24 protein-coding genes are annotated in these 26,414 nt (G+C 69.2%); 8 read left to right on the top strand and 16 right to left on the bottom strand.

All coding sequences use genetic code 11. From position 1 onward, the window contains the following. Nucleotides 1-12: 12 nt before the first annotated feature. The 4 genes from WJ12_RS06765 to WJ12_RS06750 form a co-directional block, all read right to left on the bottom strand. Nucleotides 13-1,227 carry a hypothetical protein gene (locus tag WJ12_RS06765; RefSeq protein WP_156444744.1) on the bottom strand — a complete coding sequence of 405 codons (1,215 nt, stop codon included), beginning with the start codon at nucleotides 1,225-1,227 and terminating at the stop codon, nucleotides 13-15. Continuing rightward, nucleotides 1,224-3,539, bottom strand: coding sequence for a hypothetical protein (locus WJ12_RS06760; RefSeq protein ID WP_156444745.1), 2,316 nt, complete (start codon nucleotides 3,537-3,539; stop codon nucleotides 1,224-1,226). Before WJ12_RS06760 ends, WJ12_RS06765 begins: the two co-directional genes overlap by 4 nt. A gap of 156 nt (nucleotides 3,540-3,695) precedes the next feature. Beyond that, nucleotides 3,696-4,502, bottom strand: a complete 807-nt coding sequence (locus tag WJ12_RS06755; RefSeq protein WP_059557020.1) for a hypothetical protein — start codon at nucleotides 4,500-4,502, stop codon at nucleotides 3,696-3,698. Between the two features lie 43 nt (nucleotides 4,503-4,545). Beyond that, complete coding sequence (locus WJ12_RS06750; protein ID WP_226103922.1) at nucleotides 4,546-5,331, bottom strand: hypothetical protein; 786 nt, start codon at nucleotides 5,329-5,331, stop codon at nucleotides 4,546-4,548. 105 nt (nucleotides 5,332-5,436) lie between these two features. Here WJ12_RS06750 and WJ12_RS06745 point away from each other — a divergent pair, with 105 nt between their 5' ends. Both WJ12_RS06745 and WJ12_RS06740 read left to right on the top strand, forming a co-directional pair. Then, nucleotides 5,437-6,240: a helix-turn-helix transcriptional regulator gene (locus WJ12_RS06745; RefSeq protein WP_059557057.1), complete on the top strand. Its 804-nt coding sequence runs from the start codon at nucleotides 5,437-5,439 to the stop codon at nucleotides 6,238-6,240. Nucleotides 6,241-6,424: 184 nt separating this feature from the next. Further along, the gene (locus tag WJ12_RS06740; protein WP_059557021.1) at nucleotides 6,425-7,246 is read left to right on the top strand and encodes a carbon-nitrogen hydrolase family protein; all 822 of its coding nucleotides are present in this window, start codon (nucleotides 6,425-6,427) and stop codon (nucleotides 7,244-7,246) included. 37 nt (nucleotides 7,247-7,283) lie between these two features. Here the strand turns inward: WJ12_RS06740 and WJ12_RS06735 are convergent, their stop codons facing one another. From WJ12_RS06735 to WJ12_RS06725, 3 genes are read right to left on the bottom strand one after another with little or no spacing between them, the layout of a single operon-like run. Continuing rightward, nucleotides 7,284-7,595: an AtuA-related protein gene (locus tag WJ12_RS06735; protein ID WP_034186770.1), complete on the bottom strand. Its 312-nt coding sequence runs from the start codon at nucleotides 7,593-7,595 to the stop codon at nucleotides 7,284-7,286. Then, nucleotides 7,595-8,953, bottom strand: a complete 1,359-nt coding sequence (locus tag WJ12_RS06730; protein WP_059557022.1) for an acyclic terpene utilization AtuA family protein — start codon at nucleotides 8,951-8,953, stop codon at nucleotides 7,595-7,597. Before WJ12_RS06730 ends, WJ12_RS06735 begins: the two co-directional genes overlap by 1 nt. Before the next feature lie 39 nt (nucleotides 8,954-8,992). After that, nucleotides 8,993-10,291 (bottom strand): CitMHS family transporter, encoded by a 1,299-nt coding sequence (locus WJ12_RS06725; RefSeq protein ID WP_034186719.1) that lies wholly within the window; start codon nucleotides 10,289-10,291, stop codon nucleotides 8,993-8,995. A 97-nt stretch (nucleotides 10,292-10,388) separates the two neighbouring features. On the opposite strand from WJ12_RS06725, the gene WJ12_RS06720 reads away from it, so the two are divergent. Further along, on the top strand, nucleotides 10,389-11,285 hold the full coding sequence (locus WJ12_RS06720; protein ID WP_059557023.1) for a LysR family transcriptional regulator: 897 nt from the start codon (nucleotides 10,389-10,391) through the stop codon (nucleotides 11,283-11,285). 39 nt (nucleotides 11,286-11,324) lie between these two features. Here WJ12_RS06720 and WJ12_RS06715 read toward each other — a convergent pair whose 3' ends face one another. Both WJ12_RS06715 and WJ12_RS06710 read right to left on the bottom strand, forming a co-directional pair. Further along, a complete protein-coding gene (locus tag WJ12_RS06715) occupies nucleotides 11,325-11,909 on the bottom strand; it encodes a flavin reductase family protein (protein ID WP_034186717.1) in 585 nt (194 codons plus the stop codon). Between the two features lie 128 nt (nucleotides 11,910-12,037). Then, nucleotides 12,038-12,463 carry a VOC family protein gene (locus WJ12_RS06710; RefSeq protein WP_034186716.1) on the bottom strand — a complete coding sequence of 142 codons (426 nt, stop codon included), beginning with the start codon at nucleotides 12,461-12,463 and terminating at the stop codon, nucleotides 12,038-12,040. A gap of 112 nt (nucleotides 12,464-12,575) precedes the next feature. Here WJ12_RS06710 and WJ12_RS06705 point away from each other — a divergent pair, with 112 nt between their 5' ends. Continuing rightward, on the top strand, nucleotides 12,576-13,466 hold the full coding sequence (locus WJ12_RS06705) for a LysR family transcriptional regulator (RefSeq protein ID WP_059557024.1): 891 nt from the start codon (nucleotides 12,576-12,578) through the stop codon (nucleotides 13,464-13,466). Nucleotides 13,467-13,481: 15 nt separating this feature from the next. On the opposite strand, the gene WJ12_RS06700 is transcribed toward WJ12_RS06705, so the two are convergent. The 4 genes from WJ12_RS06700 to WJ12_RS06685 are packed head-to-tail and all read right to left on the bottom strand — an operon-like array spanning nucleotide 13,482 to nucleotide 18,420. Continuing rightward, the gene (locus WJ12_RS06700) at nucleotides 13,482-14,249 is read right to left on the bottom strand and encodes a hypothetical protein (protein WP_059557059.1); all 768 of its coding nucleotides are present in this window, start codon (nucleotides 14,247-14,249) and stop codon (nucleotides 13,482-13,484) included. 55 nt (nucleotides 14,250-14,304) lie between these two features. Then, nucleotides 14,305-16,866: a TonB-dependent siderophore receptor gene (locus WJ12_RS06695; protein ID WP_059557025.1), complete on the bottom strand. Its 2,562-nt coding sequence runs from the start codon at nucleotides 16,864-16,866 to the stop codon at nucleotides 14,305-14,307. 54 nt (nucleotides 16,867-16,920) lie between these two features. Further along, on the bottom strand, nucleotides 16,921-17,907 hold the full coding sequence (locus WJ12_RS06690; protein WP_059557026.1) for a FecR domain-containing protein: 987 nt from the start codon (nucleotides 17,905-17,907) through the stop codon (nucleotides 16,921-16,923). 3 nt (nucleotides 17,908-17,910) lie between these two features. Beyond that, a complete protein-coding gene (locus WJ12_RS06685) occupies nucleotides 17,911-18,420 on the bottom strand; it encodes a sigma-70 family RNA polymerase sigma factor (RefSeq protein ID WP_059557027.1) in 510 nt (169 codons plus the stop codon). A 485-nt stretch (nucleotides 18,421-18,905) separates the two neighbouring features. Between WJ12_RS06685 and WJ12_RS06680 the strand changes: the two genes are divergently transcribed. Together WJ12_RS06680 and WJ12_RS06675 are read left to right on the top strand one after the other, a co-directional pair. Further along, entirely contained in the window at nucleotides 18,906-20,066 is a 1,161-nt protein-coding gene (locus WJ12_RS06680; RefSeq protein ID WP_059557028.1) for a porin, read from the top strand. A gap of 401 nt (nucleotides 20,067-20,467) precedes the next feature. Continuing rightward, nucleotides 20,468-21,658 carry a lytic transglycosylase domain-containing protein gene (locus WJ12_RS06675; protein ID WP_059557029.1) on the top strand — a complete coding sequence of 397 codons (1,191 nt, stop codon included), beginning with the start codon at nucleotides 20,468-20,470 and terminating at the stop codon, nucleotides 21,656-21,658. 46 nt (nucleotides 21,659-21,704) lie between these two features. Here the strand turns inward: WJ12_RS06675 and WJ12_RS06670 are convergent, their stop codons facing one another. Then, nucleotides 21,705-22,019: a hypothetical protein gene (locus WJ12_RS06670; protein WP_059557030.1), complete on the bottom strand. Its 315-nt coding sequence runs from the start codon at nucleotides 22,017-22,019 to the stop codon at nucleotides 21,705-21,707. A 233-nt stretch (nucleotides 22,020-22,252) separates the two neighbouring features. Beyond that, on the bottom strand, nucleotides 22,253-22,999 hold the full coding sequence (locus WJ12_RS06665) for a MipA/OmpV family protein (protein WP_034186708.1): 747 nt from the start codon (nucleotides 22,997-22,999) through the stop codon (nucleotides 22,253-22,255). A 245-nt stretch (nucleotides 23,000-23,244) separates the two neighbouring features. On the opposite strand from WJ12_RS06665, the gene WJ12_RS06660 reads away from it, so the two are divergent. Together WJ12_RS06660 and WJ12_RS06655 are read left to right on the top strand one after the other, a co-directional pair. Continuing rightward, complete coding sequence (locus WJ12_RS06660) at nucleotides 23,245-23,970, top strand: response regulator (RefSeq protein ID WP_059557031.1); 726 nt, start codon at nucleotides 23,245-23,247, stop codon at nucleotides 23,968-23,970. Beyond that, the gene (locus WJ12_RS06655) at nucleotides 23,971-25,350 is read left to right on the top strand and encodes an ATP-binding protein (RefSeq protein ID WP_059557032.1); all 1,380 of its coding nucleotides are present in this window, start codon (nucleotides 23,971-23,973) and stop codon (nucleotides 25,348-25,350) included. 56 nt (nucleotides 25,351-25,406) lie between these two features. On the opposite strand, the gene WJ12_RS06650 is transcribed toward WJ12_RS06655, so the two are convergent. Continuing rightward, on the bottom strand, nucleotides 25,407-26,414 hold the full coding sequence (locus WJ12_RS06650; RefSeq protein ID WP_059557033.1) for a FecCD family ABC transporter permease: 1,008 nt from the start codon (nucleotides 26,412-26,414) through the stop codon (nucleotides 25,407-25,409).

Below are 26,414 nucleotides of genomic sequence, written 5' to 3'. Positions count from 1 at the left end.
GTCGCGGCGCCTTCAACTGCCCGGCCGTTGAGCGCCGCGCCCGTCGTACCCGGGCCACGACACGCCCTCGGTCGCGAACCCGGCCGCGGCATCGACCGACGGCGGCTGCGACTGCGGCGCCGTCGCGCGCACCGCATAACGCACCGAAGCCGCGCGCGGCGGCCGCCGCGACAACAGCTCGGGCTGCCGTGCCGCCACCAGCCACTCGACGGCAGGCGTCGGCGCGGCGAGCCGCGCGAACAGTTGCGGATGACGGGCGACGAGTCGCGCTTGCGCCGCGGCCTCGGTCACGTCCTCGATCCGGCACCAGCCGGACGCCGTGCGCACGACGCCGATCGCAATGCAGTCGTCCGGCGTGCGATCGGTCGTGCCGAGCGCATTCAGGCACGTCAGCAGGTCGCCGACGTAGCGCTCGATCGGCGGCCGGTTCTGCTTGCCCTTCACCTGATCGACGTCCAGGCCGCCGTCCGCGCGTATCGCGACGCTGATCGTGATGTGCGGCTGGCCGTTCGGGTCGCGAAAGCTCAGGAGCCGCAGCGTGCGTGCCTCGATCGCCTGCGCGTAGCGTTCGCCGTAGCCGCCCGTCAAGGCGCGCCGATCCGCGAACTGGCCGAGGCAGTGACGCATCACGTAACTCTCGAACGCCATTTCCTCGCGCAGCAGCCCGCTGTCGGGCAACAATTCGACGAAACGCCCGTTGGGCGTGTCGCACCACGTGCGCAGCGCCTCGGGCCGGCTCTCGCGCCAGCCGCGTGCGACGCGCGCGACCATCCGCGCATGCTCGTGCTCCCACAACGCGAGCGCCTGCGGACAGTTGATCCGGTCGAGCTTGCCCTCGAGCCCGGTGCCCTTGCGCGATTCGAGAAACTCGACGAGCGTCGCCTCCAGCGCGAGCAGCGCCGGATCGGCCGGATCGACCCATACGACGGGAGCCGGCGCGTCGGCGCGGGATGCGCCCGCCATCTTCGCGGCGGGACCGAAACGGCGGGCCACCCACTCGGGTGGCGCGACGTGCCCCAGCGCGTGCCGCGCATCGTCGAGCGATGCGATGGTACGCGCCGGTTCGAAATTCGCGACGACATGCCGGTAGAAATGGTTAAGCAGCCACGCGCGCACGGCGTGCGCGTCGCCGCGCGCGGTGCTGCGCGCCGCGATCGCGGCTTTCAATGCGTCCGCGTTCAGCGCATTGCGCGGCGCATAGCCGGCTCGCCGAAGCGCGGCCGTCATTGCCAGAACTTCCACCAGCGCTTGTTCGACGCGGCGGGCACGGGGTCCGCGTCCGCTGCCGGCGCCAGCCCGCTCGCCTCGCGGATCCGCTGCTCGATCAGCTCGACGTTCAGGTCGAGCGGTTCGGCCGCGTGCGGGTTGGCAGCCAGCACGTGTTCGTAGAAGCGCTTGACGTCGGCATCGCGACGCAGCTGATACGCCGCGTTGCCGGCGTCGAGCTGGACGCTCAGGTCGCTCGACGCGATCGCCTGCGCGCGTGCGGCGTCGTACAACGCGGCCGCCTGGTCCGGATGCGACGCCGTCATGTAGGTCGCGAAGATGAAGCGCGCGCTCAACGCCTCGGCGGGCAGGTTCCCGTCGACCTGGTCGTTATCGCGCTGCCAGCCGACGAGACGTTCGAGCCAGATCGGCATTTCGTTGGATCGCTCGACGCGCGACAGCGCACGCACGACGTCGCGCAGGTACCCGTTCGGCCCGTGCCGGCTGTATCCGTTTTCGGCGGCGTAGTGCCACAGCTGCTCGGCCGCTTCGAGCATCTCGTCGTCCTTGCCCTGACACGTGAGCACGTAGCGTATGCCGTCGTAATGCTCGGCGAACGGGCTCGCCGCGATGCCGTTGCGATGCAGCTGCAGCGAGTCGTCGTACCGTTCGACCCCGCGATAAAGAATCGCGAGGTTGTTGCACAGCATCGAATACAGATGCGCGCACGCATCGTACGGGTGCCCGTTGCCCGTCTCGAAGAAGCGCTCCATGCACGCCCGCCCCTGCTCGTACACCGCGGTCTGCAGGCGTGCCAGATCGGCGCGCACGTCATCGCGCTGCGCCGCCGGCAGCGCTTCGAGCGCGTCGTCGACCTCGTCCTCGATCGACACCGCGAACGCATAGCTCCACAGGCCGCTCGGCAGCGATGGCGGCGGCAGCTTCAGCGCGGCCGCGACGCCGAGCGCGCGGATCCGCGCGCCGAACAGCACGAATGCCGTGCGATTGTCGTGCAGGTCGCCTTCCTGCGCGGCGGCGAGCAGTCGCGCCGCCTGCGTCGTCGCGTCGATCCGGCCGTTTTCGCCGTCGTAGGCCGCCGCGAGCCGCGCGATCCACGGATGGCCTGGCGCGCGCTGCGCGGCAAGCTCGCGCGCGGCGTCGGCGATCGCATGACGCCGCGCGTCGCCATCGAGCGAGCCGAGCGCGGCGAAGAGCGCCGCATGCACCGGCGAGCCCGACGCCAGCGGGTCGCGCCACTGCTGGCCCAGTTCGATCAGCCGCTCGAGCGTCGGCCCGAAGCCGGCCGCGCGCATCACGCACAGCGGCCACCAGACCGACGTGTCGGACGGGTCGGCCAGCCGCGCGTGAACGATGTGCCCGACCGTGTCGAGCATGCTGCCTTCGATCTGGTACACATGGAAGAATGCACGGCGGCCGGCTTCGTCGAATCGACCGGCTTCGATCAGCCACGGCAGTTCATATTCGACGAAATCGTCGCCGCCGTCCGACTCGAGGCTGTGTCTCGCGAATGCACACTGCGCGAGCGCCCCGTCGAGATCGCCCTGCGCGCGCGCCGCACGCGCGGCGAGCCGTGCGACCCTGACCTCCACCTCCCGACGCGGCGGCAACGCCCAGTCCGCCACGCGCGCTTCGACGGCTTGCCGGATCGTATCGAGCTGCAGCGGCGCGATCTCGATGATCGCGTGGCCGATGCGCAGCCAGTCGTACGCGTCGATGTCCTGATCCGCGGCGGCCGAGCCGAGCGCCGCCACGGCGGCTTCGGCGGCCGCGCGCGCGTCGGCGGCACGGTCGAGACGCTGCAGCGCCCACGCGCGCCGGCATTGCCGGTCGGCTTCGTCCCACGCGCGGAACCGGGCCCGCCCGGCAATCGCGCCGTTCAGCGCATGCCGCAGTTCGATCGCATCGAGCGAATGCGCCGCGCCGTCGCGCTCCAGCGTATCCAGCATGCGCAATCGCACATAACGCTCGGCGTCGAGCGTCGGCGACGTGCGCACCACCTCGTGCATCTCGCCGATCGCCTGCGCGACCGAATCGTGCTCGCGCAGGTGATGACCGACCTGCAATCGGTACAGCGCGAGCTGCATGCGGATATCGGGCCGCGCGTCGGGCGGGGCGGCCTCGTGGACGAGCGCGCCGTCGACGTCGATCACCGCGCGTGCGGCGGCCGGATCGCCCGCGTGCATCCACAGCGTGTGCAGACGTGCGACCGCGTCGAGCGTATCGGCACGCAACGCCTGCGCGCGCAACCTCGCCGCGAGATCGGTTTCACGGCTCGAATCGCTCTCCTCGAGATCGGCCTCGAGCCGATTCATCAGGGTGTCGAGTTGTTGGCCCGTGACGGGCATCGTTGTTGTCGTCGTTGTTGTATCGGCGCTGGGAGTCATCGACTTCTCCATCTCGGAATCGCGATAGCTTATCAGGACCGACGCGCGAATCAAGCCGACGACACCTGCCGGCACGCGCCCCGCTCAGTACCCCTCCCGCAGCGCCTTCGGCACCACGTAGCGCCCGCGCGCCGCGTCGAACCTCACCGTGTAGCGCGCATGGACGTCCCTGCCGCCGCGCTCGCCCGTCTCCTTGACCGTCAGCGGATAGACGTCGCCCGCGCCGGTCGTATCCGGCACGATTGCAAACGTGCGGCGCTCGCAATGCGACTTCGCATGATCGCAATCGAGCGACCCGCCGTTGTCCATCGTTTCGTTGATGCGCGGCGCGGCTTCGACGATCGCGTTGCCGAGCGGCAGCCAGATCGACCGGCTCGCCTGCGTATAGCCCTGCAGCGTGACGCCGTCGCCGATCACGAAACCGAACAGGTGCGGGCCGAGCCGCTCGATGCGGACGGTGCCGGGCTCGCCGCGCTTGCCCGACGCGATATCCGTCTTCTTCACGACGGGCTCGAGCGTGCCGCCGTCCTGGCTCGGCTTCAGCACGTACAGGTCGATCGTGCCCGGCGTGCCGTCCGAATCCATGCCCGGCACCCCGTTCTGGACGGCCGCCTCGGTCTCGCCGCACATCGCGAGCAGCGTGCGCGGGCCGTGGGCCGTCGCGACGCGCAGCGCGCCGCACGGCGAATAGATGAAGTCGCCCGCATCCGGCTGCCAGTCCTTGCGATCGGCGCGCCACGTGCCGTACGTGTCGCGGATGAACTTTTGCAGCTGACGCGCGGGAGGGACCGGCTCGGTCGCGTGAACGGGCGCCGCCGCGGCGAGTACGAACAGCACGGCGAGCGTGGCCGCGAATGGCTTCACGCGTGTTTTCGGGTTCTGGACGTTCATGGAGATGGGCGATTCGGAGGACAAGGTCGATACGGACGGGCCATCAGGGTTGCCGCGGCGCGATGCCGGTGCCGTCCGGTCGCAATCGCGCGCTCGGCACCCAGCCGTCGGCCATGCCGTGCGTGCGCGGATTCAGATACGTGACCGCCGTGAACCGGCCGTATTCGGTCCGCGCGTCGACGTGATCGTGCTCGACGATGAACAGGCCGTCGATCCGGCACGCGTCGTCCGGCGCGACAAAGAACGGCAGCCGCCCCTTGCCCGTCACGACGCGCCCGGCGTCGCTGCCCGGCACGCGATCGCCCCGCGCCTGCGCGAGGCGGTTCAGCGCGTCGCAATCGACGGCGCCGTGCGGGGCCGCATCGGTACGCGCGGAGGCGGCCGGTGGCGCGACGCACGTCGATACGTAGCGCGACAGCGCGTGCCGGTCGATCTTCAGCACGTCCGGCTGATCGGGATCGCGTGTCACGTCGAGCGCACGCAGCGCATGCGTGTCGAGCGTGACCCAGCCGATCGTCGCGTCGCGGTTCGGCGTGCCCGGACGGTCGGGGGTGACGAACAACCGGACGCCCAGCACGCCGTCCGGCTGACCGGTCAGCGCCGCGGGCTCGGCGTGGATCGCCTGCCGGTCGAATGCGGTCTGCCGCAGTGCCGGCACGATCAGTTGCGTAAGCTGTGCGTCGCACGACGCGGACGATGCCGCGTGAGCCGCATGCGCGGCGGCCGCCCCGACACTCGCCAGCGCGACGTGCACGGCGAGCGCCGCGAACCGGCGGCCGCGCCCGGCCTCGCCATTCGCGCCGGCCGGCGTTACGATCTCGTTCTTCATTCCATGATCCGTTCGATGCGGGCGGGAAGCACCCGCGAGCCCGTAGCGTACACGCACGGCGCGGCACCGCCAGCGCGCATCGGCCGGCCCGACACGGACATACGCATGAACCTGAGCTTGCAGGACGTCGCCTGGCACCGCTCGGTCGGGCGGCTCATCGAGACGCTCGACCAGCCGGGTTTCTGGCTCGCGCTGATCCGGCTGATCGAGGAATACGTCGCGGTCGACAGCTGGGTCGCGCTGATGTTCGGCGACGGCCGCCCGCAGGTGTTCGCCGAATGCGCGTACGAAGGCGATGGCCCCGATCCGCTGTTCCGCGACTACGTGCAGGGGCTGTACCTGCTGGACCCGTTCTACATCGCGAACCGCGACGCGCCGACGAGCGGGCTGTTCCGGCTGTCCGACGTCGCGCCCGAGTGCTTTCGCGCTACCGAGTACTACACGCGTTATTTCACGCACAACGTCGTCGAGGACGAAGTGCAGTTCAACGTCGTGCTCGACGATGCGCGCACGCTGTGCCTGTCGCTCGGCAGCAAGCGGCGCTTCAGTCCCGCGCGGGTGGCCTTGCTCGACCTCGTCCGGCCATGGGTCGCCGCGCTGATGCGCCAGCGCCTCGCGTACGAGCACACGCATGCCGAACCGGCTCCGTCGCGCCGGACCCACGCCCGCGCGGGTGCCGGGAGCGGATTCGAGCACGCGATGGCGCGACTCGGCACGCCGCTCACCGCGCGCGAGCTCGACGTGATCCGGCTGATCCTGAGCGGCCGCTCGAACAAGGAAGTCGCGAACAAGCTGGACATCTCGGCGGAAACGGTCAAGGTGCACCGGCGCAACATCTACGCCAAGCTCGCGATCAATTCGCAGTCTGAACTGTTTTCGCTGTTCCTGAAGGCCCAGACCGATACGTGACGACCGGTGGGCGGCGCGATGTCGCCGCCGTGTCGCTCCACCTTGACGGGACCTGTTCGCCGTCGCTTCCGGCACGTCAGCCGCGAAATCAATACCCCCGACGGGTTAACGCGTCGGCGGGATGGGCAACCGCGTGGTTCGGCGCATACTAGAACTTCGTTCCAAACGCCCCCCGAACCCGCCCATGAAACTGAAGCTCGACATCGTCCAGCTCGCCGGCCGCGACGGCGACACGCACTACAACCTGCAGCGCACGCTCGAAGCGATCGCGGCCTGCGCGCCCGGCACCGACATCGTGATGTTTCCCGAAGCGCAACTCACCGGCTTTCTCGATCCGTCGAATCTCGCGGCAGTCGCCGAGCCGCTCGACGGGCCGAGCGTCGGCGCGGTGATCGCGGCCGCGCGTGCACGCGACGTCGCGGTCGTGGTCGGGTTGATCGAGAACGACGGCGGCCGCTTCTACAACACGACCGTGTTCGTCACGCCGGACGGGATCGCGCTGCGCTATCGCAAGACGCATCTGTGGGTAAGCGAGCGTGGCGTCGTGCTGCCCGGCGACCGCTATGCGACGGTCGAATGGCGCGGCGTGCGGATCGGCCTGCTGATCTGCTACGACAGCGAATTCCCCGAATCCGGCCGCGCGCTCGCCGCGCTCGGCGCGCAGCTGATCCTCGTGACCGACGGCAACATGGAGCCGTACCGCAACGTCCACCGCACGTCGGTGTCGGCACGCGCGATGGAGAACCAGGTGTTCGCGGCGGTCGCGAACCGCGTGGGCGGCAGCGCGCACGACATCGTGTTCGCCGGCGGCAGCCTCGCGGTCGATCCGTTCGGCAACGTGATCTTCGAAGCCGGCAACACCGAATCGCGTCATGCGATCGTGCTCGATTTCGACCAGCTCGCCGCCTCGCGCGCGGTCTACGACTATCGCAACGATCAGCGCCTGCACATCGCCGGCGAGCGCATCGCGCACCCGGACGGACGTCGCGAACTGCTGATTCCGTGACGGGCCGCCACTCGCCCCCCGGCGGCGACGCCGCACGTCACGCCGGGTCGGGCACCTCGATCGCCAGCAGCGCCGAACTGACCGACTTGCCGTGCGCGTCGAGCGCGAGCGAACGCGTCACGCCGCCGCCGAGCGCATCGCGCAGCACGAAATTGAACGCCCCGAGCGACGGCAACTCGTAGCGCACGACGTCGCCGCGCACGATGCCCGCGAGCCACGCCTTCACCGCTTGCGCATCCAGATGCGCGCGCAGATGGTCGTAATGACGCGGATCGCGGCAGATGACCGATACGTTCAGCGTATTGCCCTTGTCGCCGGTGCGCGCATGCGCGAGTTCACGCAGTTGCATCATGCCTCCACGAATGAAAACGACGGCGTCACGGCCGCACGCGGCAGCAGCACCGACTGCACGGCGACCACCTCGCGCGTCGACTTGAACGCACCGCCGCCGCCGGCCGGCCCGTTCGTATAAAGCGTCTCGACCTCGTTGCCGATCCGCGCGGCCTCGGCGGCGCTCGCCGCGCGGCCGGCCACCCGCACGCGCACCTCGGCCGGCTCGCCATGAGCGGCCGGCGTGGCGTCGCCATACAGCGCATCGACGCCGATCAGGTCGAAGCGCAACTCGGTGGCCGCGACGCCGGTCAGCGCCAGCCGCTCGCGGACGATGTCGAGCGCGAGGCGCGCGCGCTCACGCGCGCCCGGGCCGCCGTACGAGATCTGGCCTTCGCCGATGTACCCGTCGACATAAGCGACCGACACCTTCAGCGTATCGGGCCGCGCGGCGCCGCGCCCACCCGTCACGCGCACGCGGTCGATCGCCTCCTCGGCAACGGCGACCCGCGTGAAATCGGCGACGACATCGGGCTGCAGATAGCGCGCCGGATCGTGAATCTCGTAAAGCAGCTGTTCCTTGCAGGTCGCCGCGCTCACGCGGCCGCCCGCATGCGGCACCTTCGTGATCGTGACCGAGCCGTCGGCCGCGACTTCGCCGATCGGGAAGCCGAGCCGCGCGAGGTTCGGCACGTCCTTGTAGCCGGGATCCGCGAAATAGCCGCCCGTCACCTGCCCCGCGCATTCGAGCAGATGGCCGACGACGGTCGCCTGCCCGAGCGTGTCCCAGTCGTCCATTCGCCAGCCGAACGCGTGGATCAGCGGCGCGGCGAACAGCGACGGATCGGCGACGCGCCCGGTCAGCACGACGTCCGCGCCGGCCGCGAGCGCGTCGACGATCGGCGCGGCGCCGAGATACGCATTCGCGGACACGATGCGGTCGCGATACGCGGCGACTTCGTCGCCCGATTCCTCGAAGCGGAACGCCCCGCGCAGCACGACATCGCGCACGTCGTCGCCTTCGACCGCCGCGACCTTCAACCCCGCGATGCCGAGCGACCGCGCGATCTGCGCGGTGCGCCGCGCCGCCGCGCGCGGGTTCGCGGCGCCCATGTTCGACACGATGCGCACGCGTTTCGCCGCGGCGACCGGCAGCACCGCATGCATCCGCGCGTCGAGCAGCGGATCGTAGCCGAGCGCCGGATCCTGGCGTCGTGCCTGCTGCGCGATCGCGATCGTACGCTCGGCCAGGCATTCGAAGACGAGATAGTCGAGTTGCCCGTGTTCGGCGAGTTCGACCGCGGGCTCGATCCGGTCGCCCGAGTAGCCGGCGCCCGCGCCGATGCGCACGCGCCGTTCAGGTTGCTTTGCTGTCATGTCGGTACCGTGTCCCGGCGGGCGCGCCGCCGGCGAAAATCAAAAGATGCCCAGCACGACGCATGCGATCGTCATCACGATCGAGGCGCCGAACAGCAGCGGAAACGTGAACTTCTGGTGCTCGGCCAGCTCGATGCCGCACAGGCCGACGACGAGGAACGTCGCGGGCGTCAGCGGACTGACCGGGAACCCCGTCGTCATCTGGCCGAGCAGCGCGGCCTGTCCGACCTGGACGGCCGGCACGCCCAACTGGCCGGCCACTTCCGCGATCACCGGCAGCACGCCGAAGTAGAACGAATCGGGGTCGAACAGCATGCTGAGCGGCATCGATGCGAGGCCGAGCACGACCGGAATGTGGCCGGCCATCGACGGCGGCACGAAGCCGACCGCCGCCTGCGCCATCGCCTTCAGCATCCCGCTGCCCTGCATGATCCCGGTGAACACGCCGGCCGCGAGCAGGATGCCGGCCATCATCAGCGCGGCGCGCGCATGCGCATCGATGCGCTTGCGCTGCATGTCGACGTCCGGATAATTCACCATCAGCGCGATGCACAGCCCGACCATGAACATGATCGCGGGCGGGATCTTCTCGCCCATCACGACCATCGTGCCGAGCACGACGAGCGTCAGCACGAGGTTGAACCAGAACAGGTGCGGCCGGCGCAACGCCTGCTCGTCGGGCGTCAGCTCGCGCTTGGGCAGCGGAATCGACGGGTCGTCGCGCGACAGGCCGAGCCGCTTCTCCTCGCGCCGCCCGAGCCAGTACGCGACGCCGAACACGAACACGAGCCCGATCGCCTGCACCGGGATCAGCGGATTGAACAGCGCCGACACCGGCAGGTGCAGCGACGCCGACGCGCGGATCATCGGTCCCGTCCACGGCAGGAAGTTGATGCCCGCGGCCATCGACACGGCGGCGGCCAGGACGCGCCGGTCCATCTTCAGCCGGTCGTACAGCGGCAGCACGGCCGGAATCGTCACGAGGAAGCAGACGGCGCCCGAGCCGTCGAGGTGGATCAGCAGCGCGAGCAGCGTCGTGCCCATCACGATGCGGGTCGGCCGCGTGCCGACCGCGCGCAGGATCCGGTCGATGATCGGGTCGAGCGTGCCGGCGTCGGTGATCGTCCCGAAATAGAGGATCGCGAACACGAACATCCCGACGACGGGCGCGAGGCCCTTCAGCCCGTCGACGACGAACTTGCTGGTGTGCAGCCCGAAGCCGCCGATCAGCGACGCGGCGATCGGCACGAGGATCAGCGCGACGAGCGGCGACATCCGCTTCGACAGAATCGCGGCCAGCAGCACGACGATCGTGCCAAGCCCGAGTAACGGCAGCATCCGTGTCTCCTACCTTGTCTTTTGTTGGAGACGAGCGTAAGGTCGGCGCAGCGATAGCACAATTGAAATGATTTGATCGCAGCAATCACGAACCGTTATGGATCTGAATCTTCGCGACATTCGCGCGTTCGTCACCGTCGCGCACGCCGGCAACTTCACGCGCGCGGCCGCGCGGCTGCACCTGTCGCAGCCGGCGCTGACCGTGCAGATCCGCCGGCTCGAGGAGATCGTCGGCGCGCGCCTGTTCGACCGCAACAGCCGCAGCGTCGCGCTGACGCAGACCGGACGCGAACTGCTGCCGCTGCTGCAGCGCTCGCTCGACGACATGGAGCGCGTGCTGCGCGATGCGCGCGCGCTCGGCGAAGGCACGAGCGGCACGGTACGGCTCGCCTGCCTGCCGACCTTTGCGTCCAGCATGCTGCCGGAGCTGATCCAGGCGTTCCGGCACGACGTGCCGCGGGCGGGCTTCGAGATCCGTGACGGCGTCGCGAGCCTGGTCACCGCGCTCGTGCGCAACGAGGAAGCCGATCTCGGCTTGACGGGCGGCGACACGTTCGACGCGTCGCTGGAGGTGCTGTACGCGGGCGCCGACCGGCTCGTCGCCGTGTGCCCGAAGGATCATCCGCTCGCGCGCAAGCGCCGCGTCGCCACCGCCGACCTCGCGGACGTGCCGCTGGTGCTGACCGCGCAAGGGACGAGCGTGCGCAGCGTCGTCGACGCCGCGCTGGAGGCGGCCGGCTGCACGCCCGACATCGCGTGCGAGCCGACCTACATGATGACCGCCGTCGCGATGGTGCGCGGCGGCCTCGGCGTGACGATCCTGCCCGCGACCGCGCGCGAGGTGCGCGCCGAGCCCGAGCTGGTCGCGAAACCGATCGACGACCCGGCATTCGTGCGGCCGATCGCGCTCGTCACGAAGCGCGGGCGCACGCTGCCGCGCGTCGCGCAGGCGTTCGCCGAAGCGATGCTGGCGGAATTGAAAAGGCGCGCGTGAATCGCGCGCTCCGGTCGACCCTGGCCGGTCGGCTGGCGCTTACTGCGCGTCCGGATCGACGTGCAGCGATTCGCCGATCGCATAGAAATTGCCGCCCGCGATGTAGTGCAGGCTGCGCAGCGCGGGATCGGCCGATTCGAAATACCAGTGACCGTCGCGGAACACGCGCGTGTCGGACCACGCACCGACGACTTCGCCGATGAACAGGTCGTAGGTCTGCTGGTTGTGCGGCTCGGGAATCAGCTTGCACGCGAGCCAGCCCGAGCAGCCGGCGACGAACGGCAGGTCATGCCCGTCGACGTCGAACAGCTCGACGCCCGCTTCGCGCAGCTTGGCCGGCCGCTCCGCGAGACTGTGGCTGCCGACCGCATGCGTGAGCCGCAGTTGCGCGGCCGTCGGCACCTGGATCACGAACGTGCCGCTGCGCTCGACGAGCTCGCGCGTCTTCGCGGACTTGTCGAGCACGACCGTCAGCTTCGGCGGCAGGAAGTCCAGCGCGCATGCCCACGCGGCGGCCATCACGTTGTCGACACCGTCGTGGCGGGCCGACACGAGCACGGTCGGGCCGTGGTTAAGGAGACGGTAGGCGTTCTTCAGCGCCACCGGAGCGATGTGACTGTCCATACGTGTTCCTTGGAGAACGGCGCGCGCGGACGGATGCCGTGCGGCGCGGCATCGGCCTGCGCACCTGCGCGCGTGCCGGAGGCCGCATTCTCGCACCCAAATTCAATCGGCGCTGACGGCGCCGCCGGTCACTTCGCGAACAGCTGGCCGATATCGCGGAACGCCTTGAATTCGAGCGCATTGCCGCACGGATCGAGCAGGAACATCGTCGCCTGTTCGCCGACCTGCCCCTGGAACCGCACGTACGGCTCGATCACGAAGGTCACGCCGAACGCGCGCAGGCGCTCGGCCAGCGCCTCCCAGCTCGGCCAGTCGAGCACGATCCCGAAATGCGGCACCGGCACGTCGTGACCGTCGACCGGATTCGTATGCGCGCCGTCCTGCGACGCGGTCTTCGGATGCTCGTGAATCACGAGCTGGTGCCCATAAAAGTCGAAATCGACCCACTGCGCGCTCGAACGCCCTTCCGCCAGCCCGAACACGCGGCCATAGAAATCGCGTGCGGCCGACAGGTCGTAGACCGGAATCGCCAGGTGAAACGGGGAAAGACTCATGGTTGCCTCGTGGGGAAACGCTCGCGTGGCGCGAGGACGGCACCATGGTAGACAAGGTCGAGCAAAAATTAAATCAATATATACTTTCGCGATTCACAAACGGAATTGATGAATGATCCGCGAGCTGAAAACCCTCGTCGCCGTCGCCCGGGAAGGCACGTTCGCCGCCGCCGGCAACCGCATCGGGCTCACGCAGGCAGCCGTCAGTGCGCAGATGCAGCGGCTCGAGGCCGAGCTCGGCTTCGCGCTGTTCGACCGGCAAGGCCGGTCGGCGCGGCTCAACGAGATGGGCCATCACGTGCTCGACCAGGCGCAGGCGTTGCTCGGCCTGTACGACAACCTGAGCTCGACGGCGCCCGGCTCACCGGCCGCCGTGCGCGTGACGATCGGTGCGATCGCATCGGTGCAGAGCGCGCTGCTGCCGGCCGCGCTGGCCGATTTCCATCGCCGGCATCCCGCATGCCGGACACGCGTGATCCCGGGGCTGTCGATCGAGCTGGTGAACCGGGTCGATGCGGGCGAGATCGACATGGCCGCCATCATCCGCCCGCCGTTTTCGCTGCAGAGCGACCTGCACTGGACGACCCTCGCGCAGGAACCGTTCCGGCTGATCGTGCCGCGCGGCGTGAAGGGCAAGGACTGGGCCGGCCTGCTCGCGAGCGAGCCGTTCGTGCGCTACGACCGCGCGTCGTTCGGCGGCCGTCAGGTCGATCGCTTCCTGCGCAAGATGCATATCGCGGTGCGTGACACCTGCGAACTCGACGAGCTCGATGCGATCGTCAAGCTGGTCGAAAACGGTGTCGGCATCGCGATCGTGCCGCAGACGGCCGTGTATCGCCGCTGGCCGGCCGGCGTGCGCGCGATCGACCTCGGGCCGCACACGTTCCACCGCGACATCGGGCTCGTGCACCGCGCCCGGCGCACGATGTCGGAACCGGCGCAGCAGCTGGCGCAACTGATCGAAGCCGCGTCGCGGATCAGTACGCCGCCGCGGCCTGCCTGACCGGCGCGTGGCGGCTCAACGCCGCCCGGCCGCCCAGTCGACGGCCGCGTCGAACAGCGCGACGCCGGCCGGCGACAGGTTCGCGAACGTATCGTTGTCGAGGAAGAACATCACGCGGCGCGCCGGCGCGAGCGCTTCGTAGTCCATCGTCGCGCCCTTCTCGTACGCGAAGATCGCGGCCTTGTCGGGCTGCCCGTACACGGTCGCGATCGTGATCGCGCCGAGCCCCGGCTTGCCCCAGCTCATCGGCGCCTGCTTGCCGTACACGTTGGTCGCGCCGGCCGGCAAGCCGGCCGCAATCGGATGCGGTGCGTTGACGAGCCACAGGTAGCGCTCCTTGCCCGTTTCGCCGAAGTCGGCGTCGTGCCGCTTGCCCGTCATCGCGAGATCGTCGAGCAGGTCGTTTTCCCAGGTCACGAGCGGCTTGTCGAGCGTGCGCCAGCCGGGCTGCACGTTCTTCGACGACACCGTCGACGAGATCACGACGAGGTCCGCGTCGCGCGCCGCATCGGGCGTGGCCGACTCATCGATCAGGCGCACCGCATAGCCGCGTTCGCCAAGATGCCGGCCGATGCGTTCGTCGGCCTTCAGGTTCGGGCCGCGCAGCTGCACGAGCATCGCGACGCGCGTGACGGCCGCCGGTGCGTCGGCCGCGGCTGCGGACGCGGGAACCGATACGCCCGCGCCCAGCGCGAGCACCGCGCCCGCGATCGCGCGCAACGCGCGGCGCCGCGCGCCGGCGGCAACGGCACGCAGGGCGCCGGTCTTCGTCTTCAGGTTCATCGGAATGTTCTCCATGGCCGCGCGCCGGCGCACCGGCCGCGCGGCGATTGCATGATCAGAACTGCAGCGTGGTCAGCAGCGACACCTGTCGCGCGTCGCCGATCGCGACGAAGTAGCGGTTCGCGCTCGACGGGTAGTACGTGCGGTTGAACAGGTTCTTCACGTTCAGCTGGAACGACAGCTTCTGCTTGCCGATCCGCGTGTCGTAGGTCGCGAACGCGTCGGCGAGCACGTACGACGGCAGCGTGAAGCTGTTCGCCGAATCGCCGGGACGGGCGCCGACATAGCGCGCGGCCGCGCCGACGCGCAGGTCGTCGCCGCCGATCATCGTGCCGAAGTCGTAGACGGCCGCGAGCGAAGCGGTGTGGCGCGCGACGTTCCACAGCTGGTTGCCCGCATACAGCGGATCCTCGGTCGTCTTCGCGTCGATGTACGCATAACTCGCGATCACGTTCACGCGTTCGCCGATCCTGCCCGACACGTCGAGCTCGACACCGCGCGAGCGCGCCTTGCCCGACGTGCGCCAGTCGGTCAGCTTCGTCGCGTCGTTGTACTGCGACACGAGCACGTTCTTCTTGTCGATGTTGAACAGCGCAAGCGTGCCCGTCATCCCGCCCGGCAGGTCGAGCTTGCCGCCTACTTCCCATGCGGTCGCCTCCTCGGGCGGCGTCGAGCCGTCGATCATGTAGCCCGACGCCATCGGCGCGATCGACGACGACGGCTTCAGCGACTGCGAGTAGCTGCCGTACAGCGAGAACGTGTCGGTCCATTTGTAGACGACGCCCGCGCGCGGCAGCCACTTCGAGCCGCTCAGGTCGGTGTTCGCCTTGAACGGCCGGCCGCGCCCCGCGACCTGGTTGTACGTGATGTAGCGCAGGCCGCCCGACACGATCCACTTGTCGGTGAGGTGAACGGTATCCTGGAAGAACGCGGACGCATCGTGCAGCGTGTCGGTCTGGTCGCTGTCGCTCGCGGACACCGTGCTCGACGGCGGCAGCAGCCCGTACACCGGATCGATGTAGCTGAACGGCGTCTTCACGGCCTGGCGCAGCATGTCGTTGCGATAGATGCGGCGGTATTCGGTATCGAAGCCGACCTGCACGTCGTGACGCATCCCCGCGAGCGTCAGCTTGCCGTTCACGTAGCCGACTCCGTAGCTGTCGGTGCTGAGCGAGCCGTGCGTCGCATCGTTGCTGCGCGTCATCGTGCCCTTCACCGGGTCGACGCCGGTCGTGCGCAGCTGGTTCGCGTCGTAGGTCTCGCGGTTGTAGCTGTAGCCGAAATGCGCGCTCCAGTCCGCGTTGAACTGGTGATCGACGGTCAGCTGCGCGAGATGCGATTCGCCGTCCATGTTGTTGAACGGCTCGTCGATGCGCCGCCGCGCGGGAATGTCGAGCGGCGCATTGGTGCGCGGATCGAGCGCGGTGCCGCGATCGAACGGCGTATGGAACTTGCGGTACTGGTAGGAGAGCGCGACCTGCGTGTCGCGGCCGTACCACGCGAGCGACGGCGCGACGAAGGTCTGCCGGTTCTCGCCGAAGTTGCGCCAGTACTGCTCGTTCGACTGGTCGACGATCAGCCGGTACGCGAGCCGCGAATCGCCGATCGGCCCGGTCGAATCGAACGTCGCGCCGCCGCCGTTCTTGCGGTGTCCGAACGTCGATGCGCCGAGCGAAATCGCGTTGTAGCGCGCGAGTTGCGGCTGCTTGGTGACGACGTTGATCATCCCGCCCGGATCCATCAGCCCGTACAGCAGCGACGTCGGGCCCTTCAGCACCTCGACGCTGTCGACCGCCGCGTTGAACGCGCGACCCTGCACGAGCGGCATGCCGTTCTGCATGATCGAGCCGTCGCGGTTGCCGCCGAAGCCGCGCTTCATGATCGTGTCCTGCGTGCCTGCAAGCGTGTTGCCCTGCGTGATGCCGCTCACGTTGCCGAGCGCGTCGTCGAGATTGCGCGGACGCTGGTCGCGCAACACCTGCGCGGGCACGATGTTGACGGCCTGCGCGGTGTCGAGCAGTGGAATGTCCGAGCGCAGCACGCCCGCTTCCTTCGGCGCGCGATAACTTTCGGCGCGCAACGCACTCGTGCGCACGTTGATCGCCGGCAGCTCGGCGGCCGGTGCGACGCCGGCCGCCACGGTTCCGGCCGCCGAACCGTCCGCGCGCCTCAGCGTGTAGCCGCCGCCCGGCTGGCGCAGCGCGACGAGCCCCGTGCCGGCCAGCAGGCGATCGAACGCGCCGTCGATGTCGAACCGGCCGTGCACGCCGCCGCTCGTCAGACCGGCCGTCAACTCGGCCGGAAACGCGAGCAGGATGCCCGCGTCGCGCCCGAACCGGTTCAGCGCGGCCTCGAGCGGGCCGGCCGGAACGTCGAACGCGCGGCGCGGCGCACGCTGTGCCGCGGGCGCCGCGTCGGCGTCGGTGTCGGCCAGCGCGGGCAGCGGCAGCAGCGCCGACAGCAGGACCGCACCGGCGAGTCGGCGCGCAAGACGGCCCGGCGCGACCGCGCGCGGCAGATGACGGGCGGGCGCCGGACGGCGCCGATACGTGAGACGGATGGAAACCATGAGCGGAGAGTCGGTGGACGATGGGCCAATGCAGCTTTCAATACCCATGTCACGCGAACCGCGAAAAACAGCTCAAGCCGGCGGAAATTTTTGTCGATGCGCTCACGAACCGGCCGGCACGACCGTCGCCCAGTAGCGGGTCAGGTAGTGGACGTCGATCGGCAGCGTCGCCTTCAGCGTGTCGAGCACGCGCGCGGGATCGTCGAGCGGATAGGTGCCCGATACGCGCAGGTCGGCCACGGCCGCATCGCAGCGCAGGCTGCCGCGCCGATAGCGGTCGAGCTCGGCGACGAGATCGGCCAGCCGCATGCGCGACGCGACCAGCATGCCGACCGTCCACGCGGACGCATGCGGATCGAGCGGCGCCGGCGCGCCGATCGCATCGCGCGTGAAATCCGCCCCCTCTCCCGCCGCGATCACGCGCATGCCGGCCGTCGCGCCGGCCGGCTGCACGCGCACCGCGCCGGCGAACACCTCGAGGCGGGTCGCACCGTCGCGCTGCCGTACCGCGAAGCGCGTGCCGAGCGGCTGCAACTCGCCTTGCGCGGTCGCGACGACGAGCGGCCGCGCGGGCTCGCGATCGTCATGGCCGCTCGTCACCATGACCGTGCCGTGCAACAGGCGCAGGTGGCGCGTCGTGTCGTCGAAATGCACGTCGAGCGCCGTGTCGGTATCGAGCACGACGACCGTGCGATCCGCGAGTGTCACCGTGCGCCGCTCGCCGACCGCCGTGCGCAGGTCGGCCGGCCAGATCGCCGCGCGCCGCGCGGGCTCGGCCATCCAGGCGGCGCCGCCCGCGAACAGCAGCACGGCCAGCGTCTTCACGGCCGCGCGGCGGCGGCCCGCACGCGGCGGCAGCAGCGCCGCATGCGCGGCCTGCGCGTCGAGCCCGGCCGCGAGGCGGCCGAAACGACCCTGCATCGTCTCGATATGACGCCATGCCGCTTCATGCGCCGGATCCTCGGCGCGCCAGCGCGCGAGCGCGGCGTCAAACGCCTCGTCGGCGCGGCCGGACTGCCGGTCGGCCCACCATTCGACCGCGCGGCGTGCGACGTGCGGCGGCACCGCCGGTGCGCGTGGCACGGCCATCGGTCAGGCCGCCATCGCGAAGAAGCACTGCGTGCCGGCCTTCACGAGATGGCGCTTCACCGTCGCGAGCGACACGCCGAGTTCGCGCGCGATCTCGGCCTGGGTAAGGCCGTGGAGTTGCGCGAGCAGAAACGCACGCTTCGCCGCGAGCGGCAGGCCGTCGAGCAGCTGGTCGATTTCGAGCAGCGTCTCGAGCACGACGGCCCGCTCCTCCGGCGACGGTGCATGCGCTTCGGGGCGCTGCGCCAGCACGTCGAGATACGCGCGCTCGATCTGCTCGCGCCGCCAGTGATTGCTCAGCACGCGCTGCGCGACCGTCGTCAGGAACGCGCGCGGCTCGTCGGCGCCGATCGGCTCGTCGCGTGCGAGCAGGCGCATGAACGTGTCGTGCGCCAGATCGGCCGCGCGATGCGCGCAACCGAGCTTCCGGCTCAGCCAGCCGCGCAGCCACGCATGGTGGCCGGCATAAAGGGCGTCGATTTCTCGATGAAGAGACAGCTTGTCAGCGGACATGGCCGGGTTCCGGGGTGCGCGGGCGTCAACGATTCTGTAAATGAGAATGATTATTATATACAAAAGCAAGCTTGCGGCCGCGGTTTCGATGCGCACGGCGGCGATCGGGTCGCGCCAGGTAGCGAAGCCGCGCTGCCGTCGCCGGCCGCGGGCGACTTGTCCTTAACACACGCATTGCGGTCCGGCCCATTCAATTCATTCAATAATTATTTGACGGATCAATAACAATATTCGAATCGCCGCGATTCACCGTTCGATTGCCCGGCATTGTCGCGGGAGACGCAAAACGCAATGGCGAAATCACGAAACGCCAACGCATTGATACGAGATTCTCAATAATCCAAATCCCTCAACGGTGCATTTCGAAGAACACCCCTGTCTGCGTCAGACCACAACGGAGAATTTCGTTTTTGCCGTTCCATTGCGGCTCGGTAGTCTCCTGCCATTCCGGATCACGAACACAAGCCCATGCGCAAGGAGATGAAATGAAACGCACGACCCTCTCGCTGATTTCCGTCGCGTCGTTCGCGACGATACCCGTCGCACATGCGCAATCGAGCGTCACGCTGTACGGCGTGATCGACACGTCGATCACCTACGTGAACCACGCGCAGGGCAAGGACAACGCGTGGATGCTCGGCAACAGCAGCGCGGGCAACCTGGCCGGCAGCCGCTTCGGCGTGAAAGGCACCGAGGATCTCGGCGGCGGGCTGAAGGCGCTGTTCCAGCTCGAGAACGGCTTCGACCCGAGCAACGGGCGCCAGGGCCAGGGCGGCCGCATGTTCGGCCGGCAGGCGTTCGTCGGCCTGACGAGCGACCGCTACGGCACGCTCACGTTCGGCCGCCAGTACGACCCGCTCGTCGATCTCGTGCAGGGCATCACCGCCGACAACTATCTCGGCAGCGTGTTCGCGACGCCGGGCGACGTCGACAACTACGACAACAGCTTCCGCGTCGACAACGCGGTGAAGTACACGTCCGCCGTCTATGCGGGCCTGCAGTTCGCGGCGATGTACTCGTTCGGCGGCATCGCGGGCAGCACCGGCGCCGCGCAGTCGTATTCGGCCGCCGTGTCGTACAACAATGGACCATTCAGCGTCGCCGGCGGCTACTTCCACGCGACCAACAGCCCCGCGTCGAACGGCCTGCGCAGCGGCTGGACCAGCTCGTCGGACGGCACCTTCGACGGCCCGATCAACAGCGGCTACGCGAGCGCCCACTCGCTCGGCATCGCGCGCATCGCGGGCCAGTACGTCGCCGGGCCCTTCACGTTCGGCCTCGGCTACAGCAACGCGCAATACCGCCGCGACGCCAGCTCGGTGTTCGGCTCGAACGAGCACTACAACACCGGACAAGGCTTCCTGAACTACCAGGCGACGAACGCGCTGCTCGTCGGCGTCGGCTACAGCTACACGCGCTCGGGCGGCGACACGTCGGCCACCTATCACCAGGTATCGGCCGGCGCCGACTACAACCTGTCGAAGCGCACCGACGTCTACCTGACCGCCGCCTACCAGCATGCGAGCGGCCAGACCGGCGACGGCCAGGGCGGCTCGATGGCCGCGCAGGCGTCGATCGGTTCGTACGGCTATGCGGGCACCAGCTCGCAGACGATGGTCAACCTCGGCCTGCGTCACCGCTTCTGATGGGAAGCGACCGGTCGCACGCGATGCGGCCGGTCGAAGCCGCGGGACGTGAACGGCGGCTTCGGCCGCCGTTGTTTTTCCGCTTTTATTCGAATTCGAGCCGGACAGGGATGGCCCGGTGAAATCCTTTCACGCAATTCGATACGGCGCACACGAGACGGCTGACGTCGTGCGTCAGGTTTCGATCGCCGCCGTCGCACCGGCATTCACCGAAAATCCGGCCATTTTTACCGGTCGGATGTCGTCGCGCCGCGTGATCCGACGCGATAAAAATGCGTGGCGAACGCGTGCGCAAATGCAAAGGAAAGTTTGACGCGAGCCATTTGCCCGCCCGCTATGGCACACTTCGCGTCTCACGTCATTTCCTTGCACCGGGCGCCCGGATTCCGCCCCAACCTGCCATGCCGCGTCATACCATCCGTGCGATCAGCCGCGAAACGCTGAAAATCGCCTCGACGATCGCGCTGTCGTGCGCGGTGCAGGGTGTCGCGCAGGCCGATTGCCTCGACGATGCGGCCGCGTTCCAGCACGTGAGCGTCAGCCTGATGCGCGGCATCGCGCAGGTCGAATCGGGAATGAATCCGAACGCCGTCAACACCAATACGAACGGCACGGTCGACATCGGGCTGATGCAGATCAACAGCACGTGGCTGCCGACGCTCGCGCGCGAGGGCATCACGCGGGAAAGCCTGTTCGATGCGTGCACGAACGCGTATGTCGGCGCGTGGATCCTGTCGCAGAACATCCGCCAGCTCGGCCCCAACTGGAACGCGATCGGCGCGTACAACTCCGCGTCGCCCGACAAGCGCCTCGCGTATGCGCGCAAGGTCTATGATGCAATCCGAACCATGCCGGATTCGCCGGATACCCCCATGCCTATCCTGCCCCCCTCCTTCACGCCGCCGCAACAGGCACAGGCCTACAACCCGTTCGCGAGCCTGAGCGTGTCGGCGCCGCCGGTCACGCGCCCGCGCACGGTCTCGCCGGCTCCGCCGCCGCCGCCGCAGGGCGGCCCCGCCGGCCCGGCCGGCACGTACAACTTCGGCTGGACGGTCACGGGCGCGGACCAGGCCAAGCCGACCCAGGTATTCGACGACGGCGCGCGGATCTACGTGCAGTTCAGCGACATGAAGCACGTGCCGGCGATCTTCACCGAGACGTCGAGCGGGCGCGTGCTGATGTCGTGGGAGCTGCAGTTTCCGTATGCCGTCCTGACCCGTCCCGCGCAAACGTTAATCTTCCAGCTCGGGCCGTTCGAGGCGCGTGCGCAGCGTGGGGCGGCCGGGAGCGCGGCCATGACCGCGCAGGCCGGTACGGCGGGCGCGGCCGCCGCTTCGAAGAAGTCCGCCGGTACCGCCACGAATCCGGCAGCGGGAGCGGCGTCGAAACGCACGGCTTCGGCCGATGCGCTGTGGTATCTGGATACGCCGTCGACGTCGGGATCGACGGCCGCCTCGCCATCGACGGCGAACCTTCCCGCCACGCTGCCGACGGCCATCACGTCGAACACGCCGCCGCCCGCGCCGGCCCAGGCACCGGCCGCCCAGCCTTCGCGCGTCAGTACGGATGCGCTGTGGTACATCTCGAAGTGACGCGCCCCCGATCGCACGGGTAGCGCGTCACGCCGGCACCGTCACATCACCCGCGCCGGACCCAGATCACTTTCCCGTCGCGAATGCCGAGATTGCGGCGCTCCTGCCGGTAATCCATCGTGCCCGGCAGCGACTTGCCGTCGCGCTCGAGCACGCGCCACAGGCAGCCGTCCAGTTGCGCCGCCGCATCGGCCTCGGTCTTGCCGACCAGCGCGTCGTCCTGCCCCGCGTCCGCCTTGCATGCCTGCGGCGCACCGGCCGGCGCGCCGCCTGCGCTCGAGACCTTCGTGTTCATGTCCGCACATCCCGCAAACGTTGCGCCCACAACCAGCGCCGTCATCATCGCGATCGTCTTCTTCATCGGTTTCTCCCTTTCGCGCCCGACGAAACATGGGCGGCGTTCGTCGCCGGCCGGGCGTTGCATGCTTGACCGGTCCCGCGCCCAACCGGCCGCGCCGATGCGGCGCGCCGGTACCGCGGCTTCGGTGGCTTCGGCCCGGTGCCGAAGCCGCCTGCATGTTACCGCACGCTGACCGGCGCGAAGGCGCGCGCATCCGGGATGCGCGCCCGGTCGCGCATGTCGAGCCGGCCCGATCAGAACGTGTAGGTCACGCCCGCCATCCCGTAGTAGTTGCTGCGCGACTGGACGATCGGACTGTCGCCGTAGCGGCCGAGCAGCCGCGTCACGCCGCCGGTCGCGAGCACCGACCAGTGCCGCGACAGCGTCCAGTTCCACGCGAGCGCCATCGACGCGCTGTCGATCCCGCCGCTCGTCGAATACGGCCGGAACCGGCTCGTCATCGACTGGGCATCGGTCACGCCGTAGAACGTCTGCATGTAACGTCCCGAGCCCGCGTGCACGGTGCCCGTCACGATGATCTCGTGCTGCGACGTCTTGAGCACCGGCACCGCGAGATCCACGTGCCCCGACACGCCGCGCGACGTATGCGTCACCGGTGTATCGATCGCGACGCTCAGTTCGGCCGCATCGAAGAGCGTCACGCCCGCGCGCACGCCGACGAGCACCGAGCCCGGAATCCGGCCCATGCCCTTCAGGTAGTCGGAGCCCGGCAGGTCGAAGCGGTTCTCGTCCGCGCGGCCCGCGTCGTAGCTCACGGCCGCCGACACGAACACGCCGTGCGGCAGGTTCAGCTTGTAGCCCGCGCCCTCGGTGCTGTCGATAAAGAAGCCGTTGCCGAACGTCGCGGAGAACGACGGTGCGACGACGCCGCGATACTGGTTGCTGCCCGCGTAGCGTGGCGCGAAGCCACCGCCGAGCGACAGCGAATACTGGTTTTCCGCGTGGGCGGCGGCGGCGAGGGTCAGGCCGGCGAGCGGCATGCAATAACGATAGCGGCGGAGTAGGGGGCGCACAATATTGAGATAAGAGTGACGGAGCCCGAAGTCTAGGTGCGGCCTTGCGCCGCGACTGTCCTGAATGTGCGGAGAATCTGTGCTCAATTGTGTTCGATTGTTCGAGATTGTCGCCCCGCTCCCCCGCCCTCCCGTACGCCGGATAGAATTCGCGTGCCGCGCCGCCCATCAGCCTGCCGGGTGCGAGATGGCGCGCGCATCCCGAGGAGACCATGAACGAAGACCCGCTCAAATACCGTGTGCTGCTGATCGAGGACGACGACCGTCTCGCGCAGCTCGTCCGCGAATACCTCGACGGCTACGAATTCGCGGTGACGGTCGTGCGGCGCGGCGACCTTGCCGTCGCGGCCGTGCGCGAGCACCAGCCGGCCCTCGTGATCCTCGACCTGATGCTGCCGAACCTCGACGGGATGGAAGTCTGCCGGCGCATCCGCGCGTTCACCAACGTCCCCGTGCTGATCCTGACCGCGCGCGCCGACGTCTACGACCAGGTTGCGGGCCTCGAGACCGGCGCCGACGACTACGTGACGAAGCCGATCGAGCCGCGCGTGCTCGTCGCGCGCGCCCGTGCGCTGCTGCGCCGCGCGCAAACGGCCGCGGCCGAAGCGCCCGTCGCCGCGCCGGAGGCGATCGTGTTCGGCGAACTGACGATCTCGCCGCCGAACCGCACCGTCACGTGGCGCGGCGAGCCGGTCGACCTGAAGACGGCCGAATTCAACCTGCTGCTGATCCTCGCGCGCGCGGCCGGCACCGTGCTGAGCCGCGACGACATCCTGAAGCAGTTGCGCGGGATCGAATTCGACGGGCTCGACCGCTCGGTCGACTCGGGTATCTCGAAGCTGCGCCGCCGCTTCGAGGATGCGTCGTCGGAGCCGCACAAGATCAAGACGATCTGGGGTCGCGGTTATCTGTTCAGCCCTTCCGCGTGGGACGAATAAATGCTGCGCCCGTTGATCAGGCTGTACCTCATCGTGATCGTGTGCGTCGCCGCGTCGATCATGTTCATCCAGCTGGCGTTCGACCGGATCTTCTACGAGCGCGTCGCGCAGGCGCAGCGCGATTCGCTGACGACCTATTCGTTCGTGCTGAACGACTACCTCGAGCGCCATCCGGGCGCGCAGCGCGAGCTTGCACTGCGCGAACTCGCGCTGCACGGCAACGAAGGGTTCGGCTTCATGTCGATGGCCGACGCGCGCGCGCAACTGAGCGGCGCACCGCTGCGCGATCTCGATACCGGCAGGATCGCGATCAGCTACAACGGCAAGGATTACTACATGCCGCTCGCGGATGGCTCGGTGCTGCATGCGCGCCCGATCGAGCCGCCGGATCTCGACATCCGGATCTATGCGTACCTGCTGCTCGCGCTCGCGGCGCTGTTTGCGGTCGTGCTGTGGATTCACTATCACTGGCGCGACATTCGGCGGCTGCAGGATGCCGCGCGCGCGTTCGGCGCCGGCAAGCTGTCGACGCGCGTGAAGCTGGCGGGCAAGAAGTCGAACATCTACGAGCTGTCGCGGCAGTTCAACGACATGGCCGAGCGCATCGAGGCGTCGATCAAGCAGCAGCGCGAAATGATGCATGGCATCTCGCATGAACTGAAGACGCCGCTCGCGCGGCTCGAATTCGGGCTCGCCCTGCTCGCCGAACCCGACGAGACCGGACGGATGCGCGAGCGCCGCGATGCGCTGCGGCGCGACGTGCGCGAACTCGACGAGCTCGTCACCGAGCTGCTGACGATCGGCCGCCTCGAACAGGGGGCGAGCGAACTCGCGCCGATGGAGATCGTCGTCGACGCGCTGATCGACAGCGTCGCCGGCAACGTCGCGAACGACGTCGCCGATCGCGAGATCACGCTCGACGTATCGGCGTTCGGTGCGCCCGCGACTCACGTGTGCGATCCGAAGCTCGTCGCCCGCGCGCTGCTGAACCTGATCCGCAACGGCGCGCGTTATGCGTCGCGCAAGGTCCTGCTGGCCGCTGCCGGCGACGCGAGCGGCGCGCTCGTGCTCAGCGTCGACGACGACGGCCCCGGCATTCCGGTCGCCGAACGCGCGCGCGTGTTCGAACCGTTCCAGCGGCTGGACTCCAGCCGCGACCGGCAGACCGGCGGTTTCGGGCTCGGGCTCGCGATCGTGCGGCGCGTCGCGCAGGTGCACGGCGGCGACGTGCGGCTCGAGGATTCGCCGCTCGGCGGCGCACGCTTCGTGATCACGCTGCCCGCGCTGACACTGCCGGACAGCCTTTTCGACATGACGGGCACCGATACACGCGCCGACACGCCCGGCGACGTCAAGCGCACGGCCACGCCGTCGCGATGACAGGCACGGCGGGCCGCCGCCCCGCCGCCACCCGACCGGATCCGATTGCTCGCCGCTCAGCGGCGGCGCAGCAGCGCGACGAAGAACAGGCTGCCGAACAGCGCTGTCACGATGCCGATCGGCAAATCCTCCGGCGCGGCCAGCGTGCGGGCCGCGACGTCGGCCCACACGAGCAGGATCGCGCCCGTCAGCGCGGCGACCGGCAGCAGCCGACCGTGCTCGGCGCCGACGACGCGCCGGCACAGGTGCGGCGTGACGAGCCCGACGAAGCCGATCGCACCGCTCACCGCGACCATCGCGCCCGTCGCGAACGATGCGACGACGAACACCTCGCGTCGCATCCGCGCGCTCGGCACGCCGAGCGACGCCGCGGCGACATCCCCCGACATCAGCGCGTTCAGTTCGCGCCGTCGCGCGTACAGCGCGCCGCCGGCAAGCACCGCACACACGGCCGGCACCGGCAACAGGTCCCAGCGTGCGAGCCCCACGCCGCCGAGCATCCAGAACAGCACCGACGATGCGGCGCGCTGGTCGCCGAGATACAGCAGCAGATTGCCGAATGCGGCCATCATGAACGACACCGACACGCCCGCGAGCAACAGCCGGTCCGATTCGAGCCGGCCGGCCCGGTGCGCGAGCGCGACGACGCATGCGGTTGCCGCGAGCGCGCCAGCGAACGCCGCGGCCGACAACGTGAACGGGCCGAACGCCGCACCGGCGACCACCGTGACCGCGACGGCGCCGAGCATCGCGCCCGCGCTCACGCCGAGCAGATGCGGATCGGCCAGACGATTCGCGGTCGCCGCCTGCAACGCGACGCCGACCGCCGCCAGCGTCGCCCCGACGGTCGCGGCCAGCAGCGCGCGCGGCATCCGGATCAGCCACACGATGCTGTCGTCGCCCGCGCTCGCCGCGAACGCGCCAGTCTCGCCGAACGCCAAGGCGAGGTGCGCGGCCACGATCCGCACCGCGGCCGCCATCGCGATCGGCGCCGGACCGAACGCGGCCGACACGACGATCGACACGATCAGCAGCACGGCCAGCGCCGGCAGCACGACGCGCAT

The organism is Burkholderia seminalis (assembly GCF_001718535.1).
Taxonomy (GTDB): domain Bacteria; phylum Pseudomonadota; class Gammaproteobacteria; order Burkholderiales; family Burkholderiaceae; genus Burkholderia; species Burkholderia seminalis.
Note: the sequence above shows the minus strand (reverse complement) of the source record. Positions and strands in the feature narration are given on the sequence as shown.

Bases quoted from the DNA above. Each gene is read 5' to 3' on its own strand.
- WJ12_RS06765 (WP_156444744.1), bottom strand. From the start codon at position 1,227: ATGACGGCCGCGCTTCGGCGAGCCGGCTATGCGCCGCGCAATGCGCTG.
- WJ12_RS06760 (WP_156444745.1), bottom strand. From the start codon at position 3,539: ATGAATCGGCTCGAGGCCGATCTCGAGGAGAGCGATTCGAGCCGTGAA.
- WJ12_RS06755 (WP_059557020.1), bottom strand. From the start codon at position 4,502: ATGAACGTCCAGAACCCGAAAACACGCGTGAAGCCATTCGCGGCCACG.
- WJ12_RS06750 (WP_226103922.1), bottom strand. From the start codon at position 5,331: ATGAAGAACGAGATCGTAACGCCGGCCGGCGCGAATGGCGAGGCCGGG.
- WJ12_RS06745 (WP_059557057.1), top strand. From the start codon at position 5,437: ATGAACCTGAGCTTGCAGGACGTCGCCTGGCACCGCTCGGTCGGGCGG.
- WJ12_RS06740 (WP_059557021.1), top strand. From the start codon at position 6,425: ATGAAACTGAAGCTCGACATCGTCCAGCTCGCCGGCCGCGACGGCGAC.
- WJ12_RS06735 (WP_034186770.1), bottom strand. From the start codon at position 7,595: ATGCAACTGCGTGAACTCGCGCATGCGCGCACCGGCGACAAGGGCAAT.
- WJ12_RS06730 (WP_059557022.1), bottom strand. From the start codon at position 8,953: ATGACAGCAAAGCAACCTGAACGGCGCGTGCGCATCGGCGCGGGCGCC.
- WJ12_RS06725 (WP_034186719.1), bottom strand. From the start codon at position 10,291: ATGCTGCCGTTACTCGGGCTTGGCACGATCGTCGTGCTGCTGGCCGCG.
- WJ12_RS06720 (WP_059557023.1), top strand. From the start codon at position 10,389: ATGGATCTGAATCTTCGCGACATTCGCGCGTTCGTCACCGTCGCGCAC.
- WJ12_RS06715 (WP_034186717.1), bottom strand. From the start codon at position 11,909: ATGGACAGTCACATCGCTCCGGTGGCGCTGAAGAACGCCTACCGTCTC.
- WJ12_RS06710 (WP_034186716.1), bottom strand. From the start codon at position 12,463: ATGAGTCTTTCCCCGTTTCACCTGGCGATTCCGGTCTACGACCTGTCG.
- WJ12_RS06705 (WP_059557024.1), top strand. From the start codon at position 12,576: ATGATCCGCGAGCTGAAAACCCTCGTCGCCGTCGCCCGGGAAGGCACG.
- WJ12_RS06700 (WP_059557059.1), bottom strand. From the start codon at position 14,249: ATGAACCTGAAGACGAAGACCGGCGCCCTGCGTGCCGTTGCCGCCGGC.
- WJ12_RS06695 (WP_059557025.1), bottom strand. From the start codon at position 16,866: ATGGGTATTGAAAGCTGCATTGGCCCATCGTCCACCGACTCTCCGCTC.
- WJ12_RS06690 (WP_059557026.1), bottom strand. From the start codon at position 17,907: ATGGCCGTGCCACGCGCACCGGCGGTGCCGCCGCACGTCGCACGCCGC.
- WJ12_RS06685 (WP_059557027.1), bottom strand. From the start codon at position 18,420: ATGTCCGCTGACAAGCTGTCTCTTCATCGAGAAATCGACGCCCTTTAT.
- WJ12_RS06680 (WP_059557028.1), top strand. From the start codon at position 18,906: ATGAAACGCACGACCCTCTCGCTGATTTCCGTCGCGTCGTTCGCGACG.
- WJ12_RS06675 (WP_059557029.1), top strand. From the start codon at position 20,468: ATGCCGCGTCATACCATCCGTGCGATCAGCCGCGAAACGCTGAAAATC.
- WJ12_RS06670 (WP_059557030.1), bottom strand. From the start codon at position 22,019: ATGAAGAAGACGATCGCGATGATGACGGCGCTGGTTGTGGGCGCAACG.
- WJ12_RS06665 (WP_034186708.1), bottom strand. From the start codon at position 22,999: ATGCCGCTCGCCGGCCTGACCCTCGCCGCCGCCGCCCACGCGGAAAAC.
- WJ12_RS06660 (WP_059557031.1), top strand. From the start codon at position 23,245: ATGAACGAAGACCCGCTCAAATACCGTGTGCTGCTGATCGAGGACGAC.
- WJ12_RS06655 (WP_059557032.1), top strand. From the start codon at position 23,971: ATGCTGCGCCCGTTGATCAGGCTGTACCTCATCGTGATCGTGTGCGTC.
- WJ12_RS06650 (WP_059557033.1), bottom strand. From the start codon at position 26,414: ATGCGCGTCGTGCTGCCGGCGCTGGCCGTGCTGCTGATCGTGTCGATC.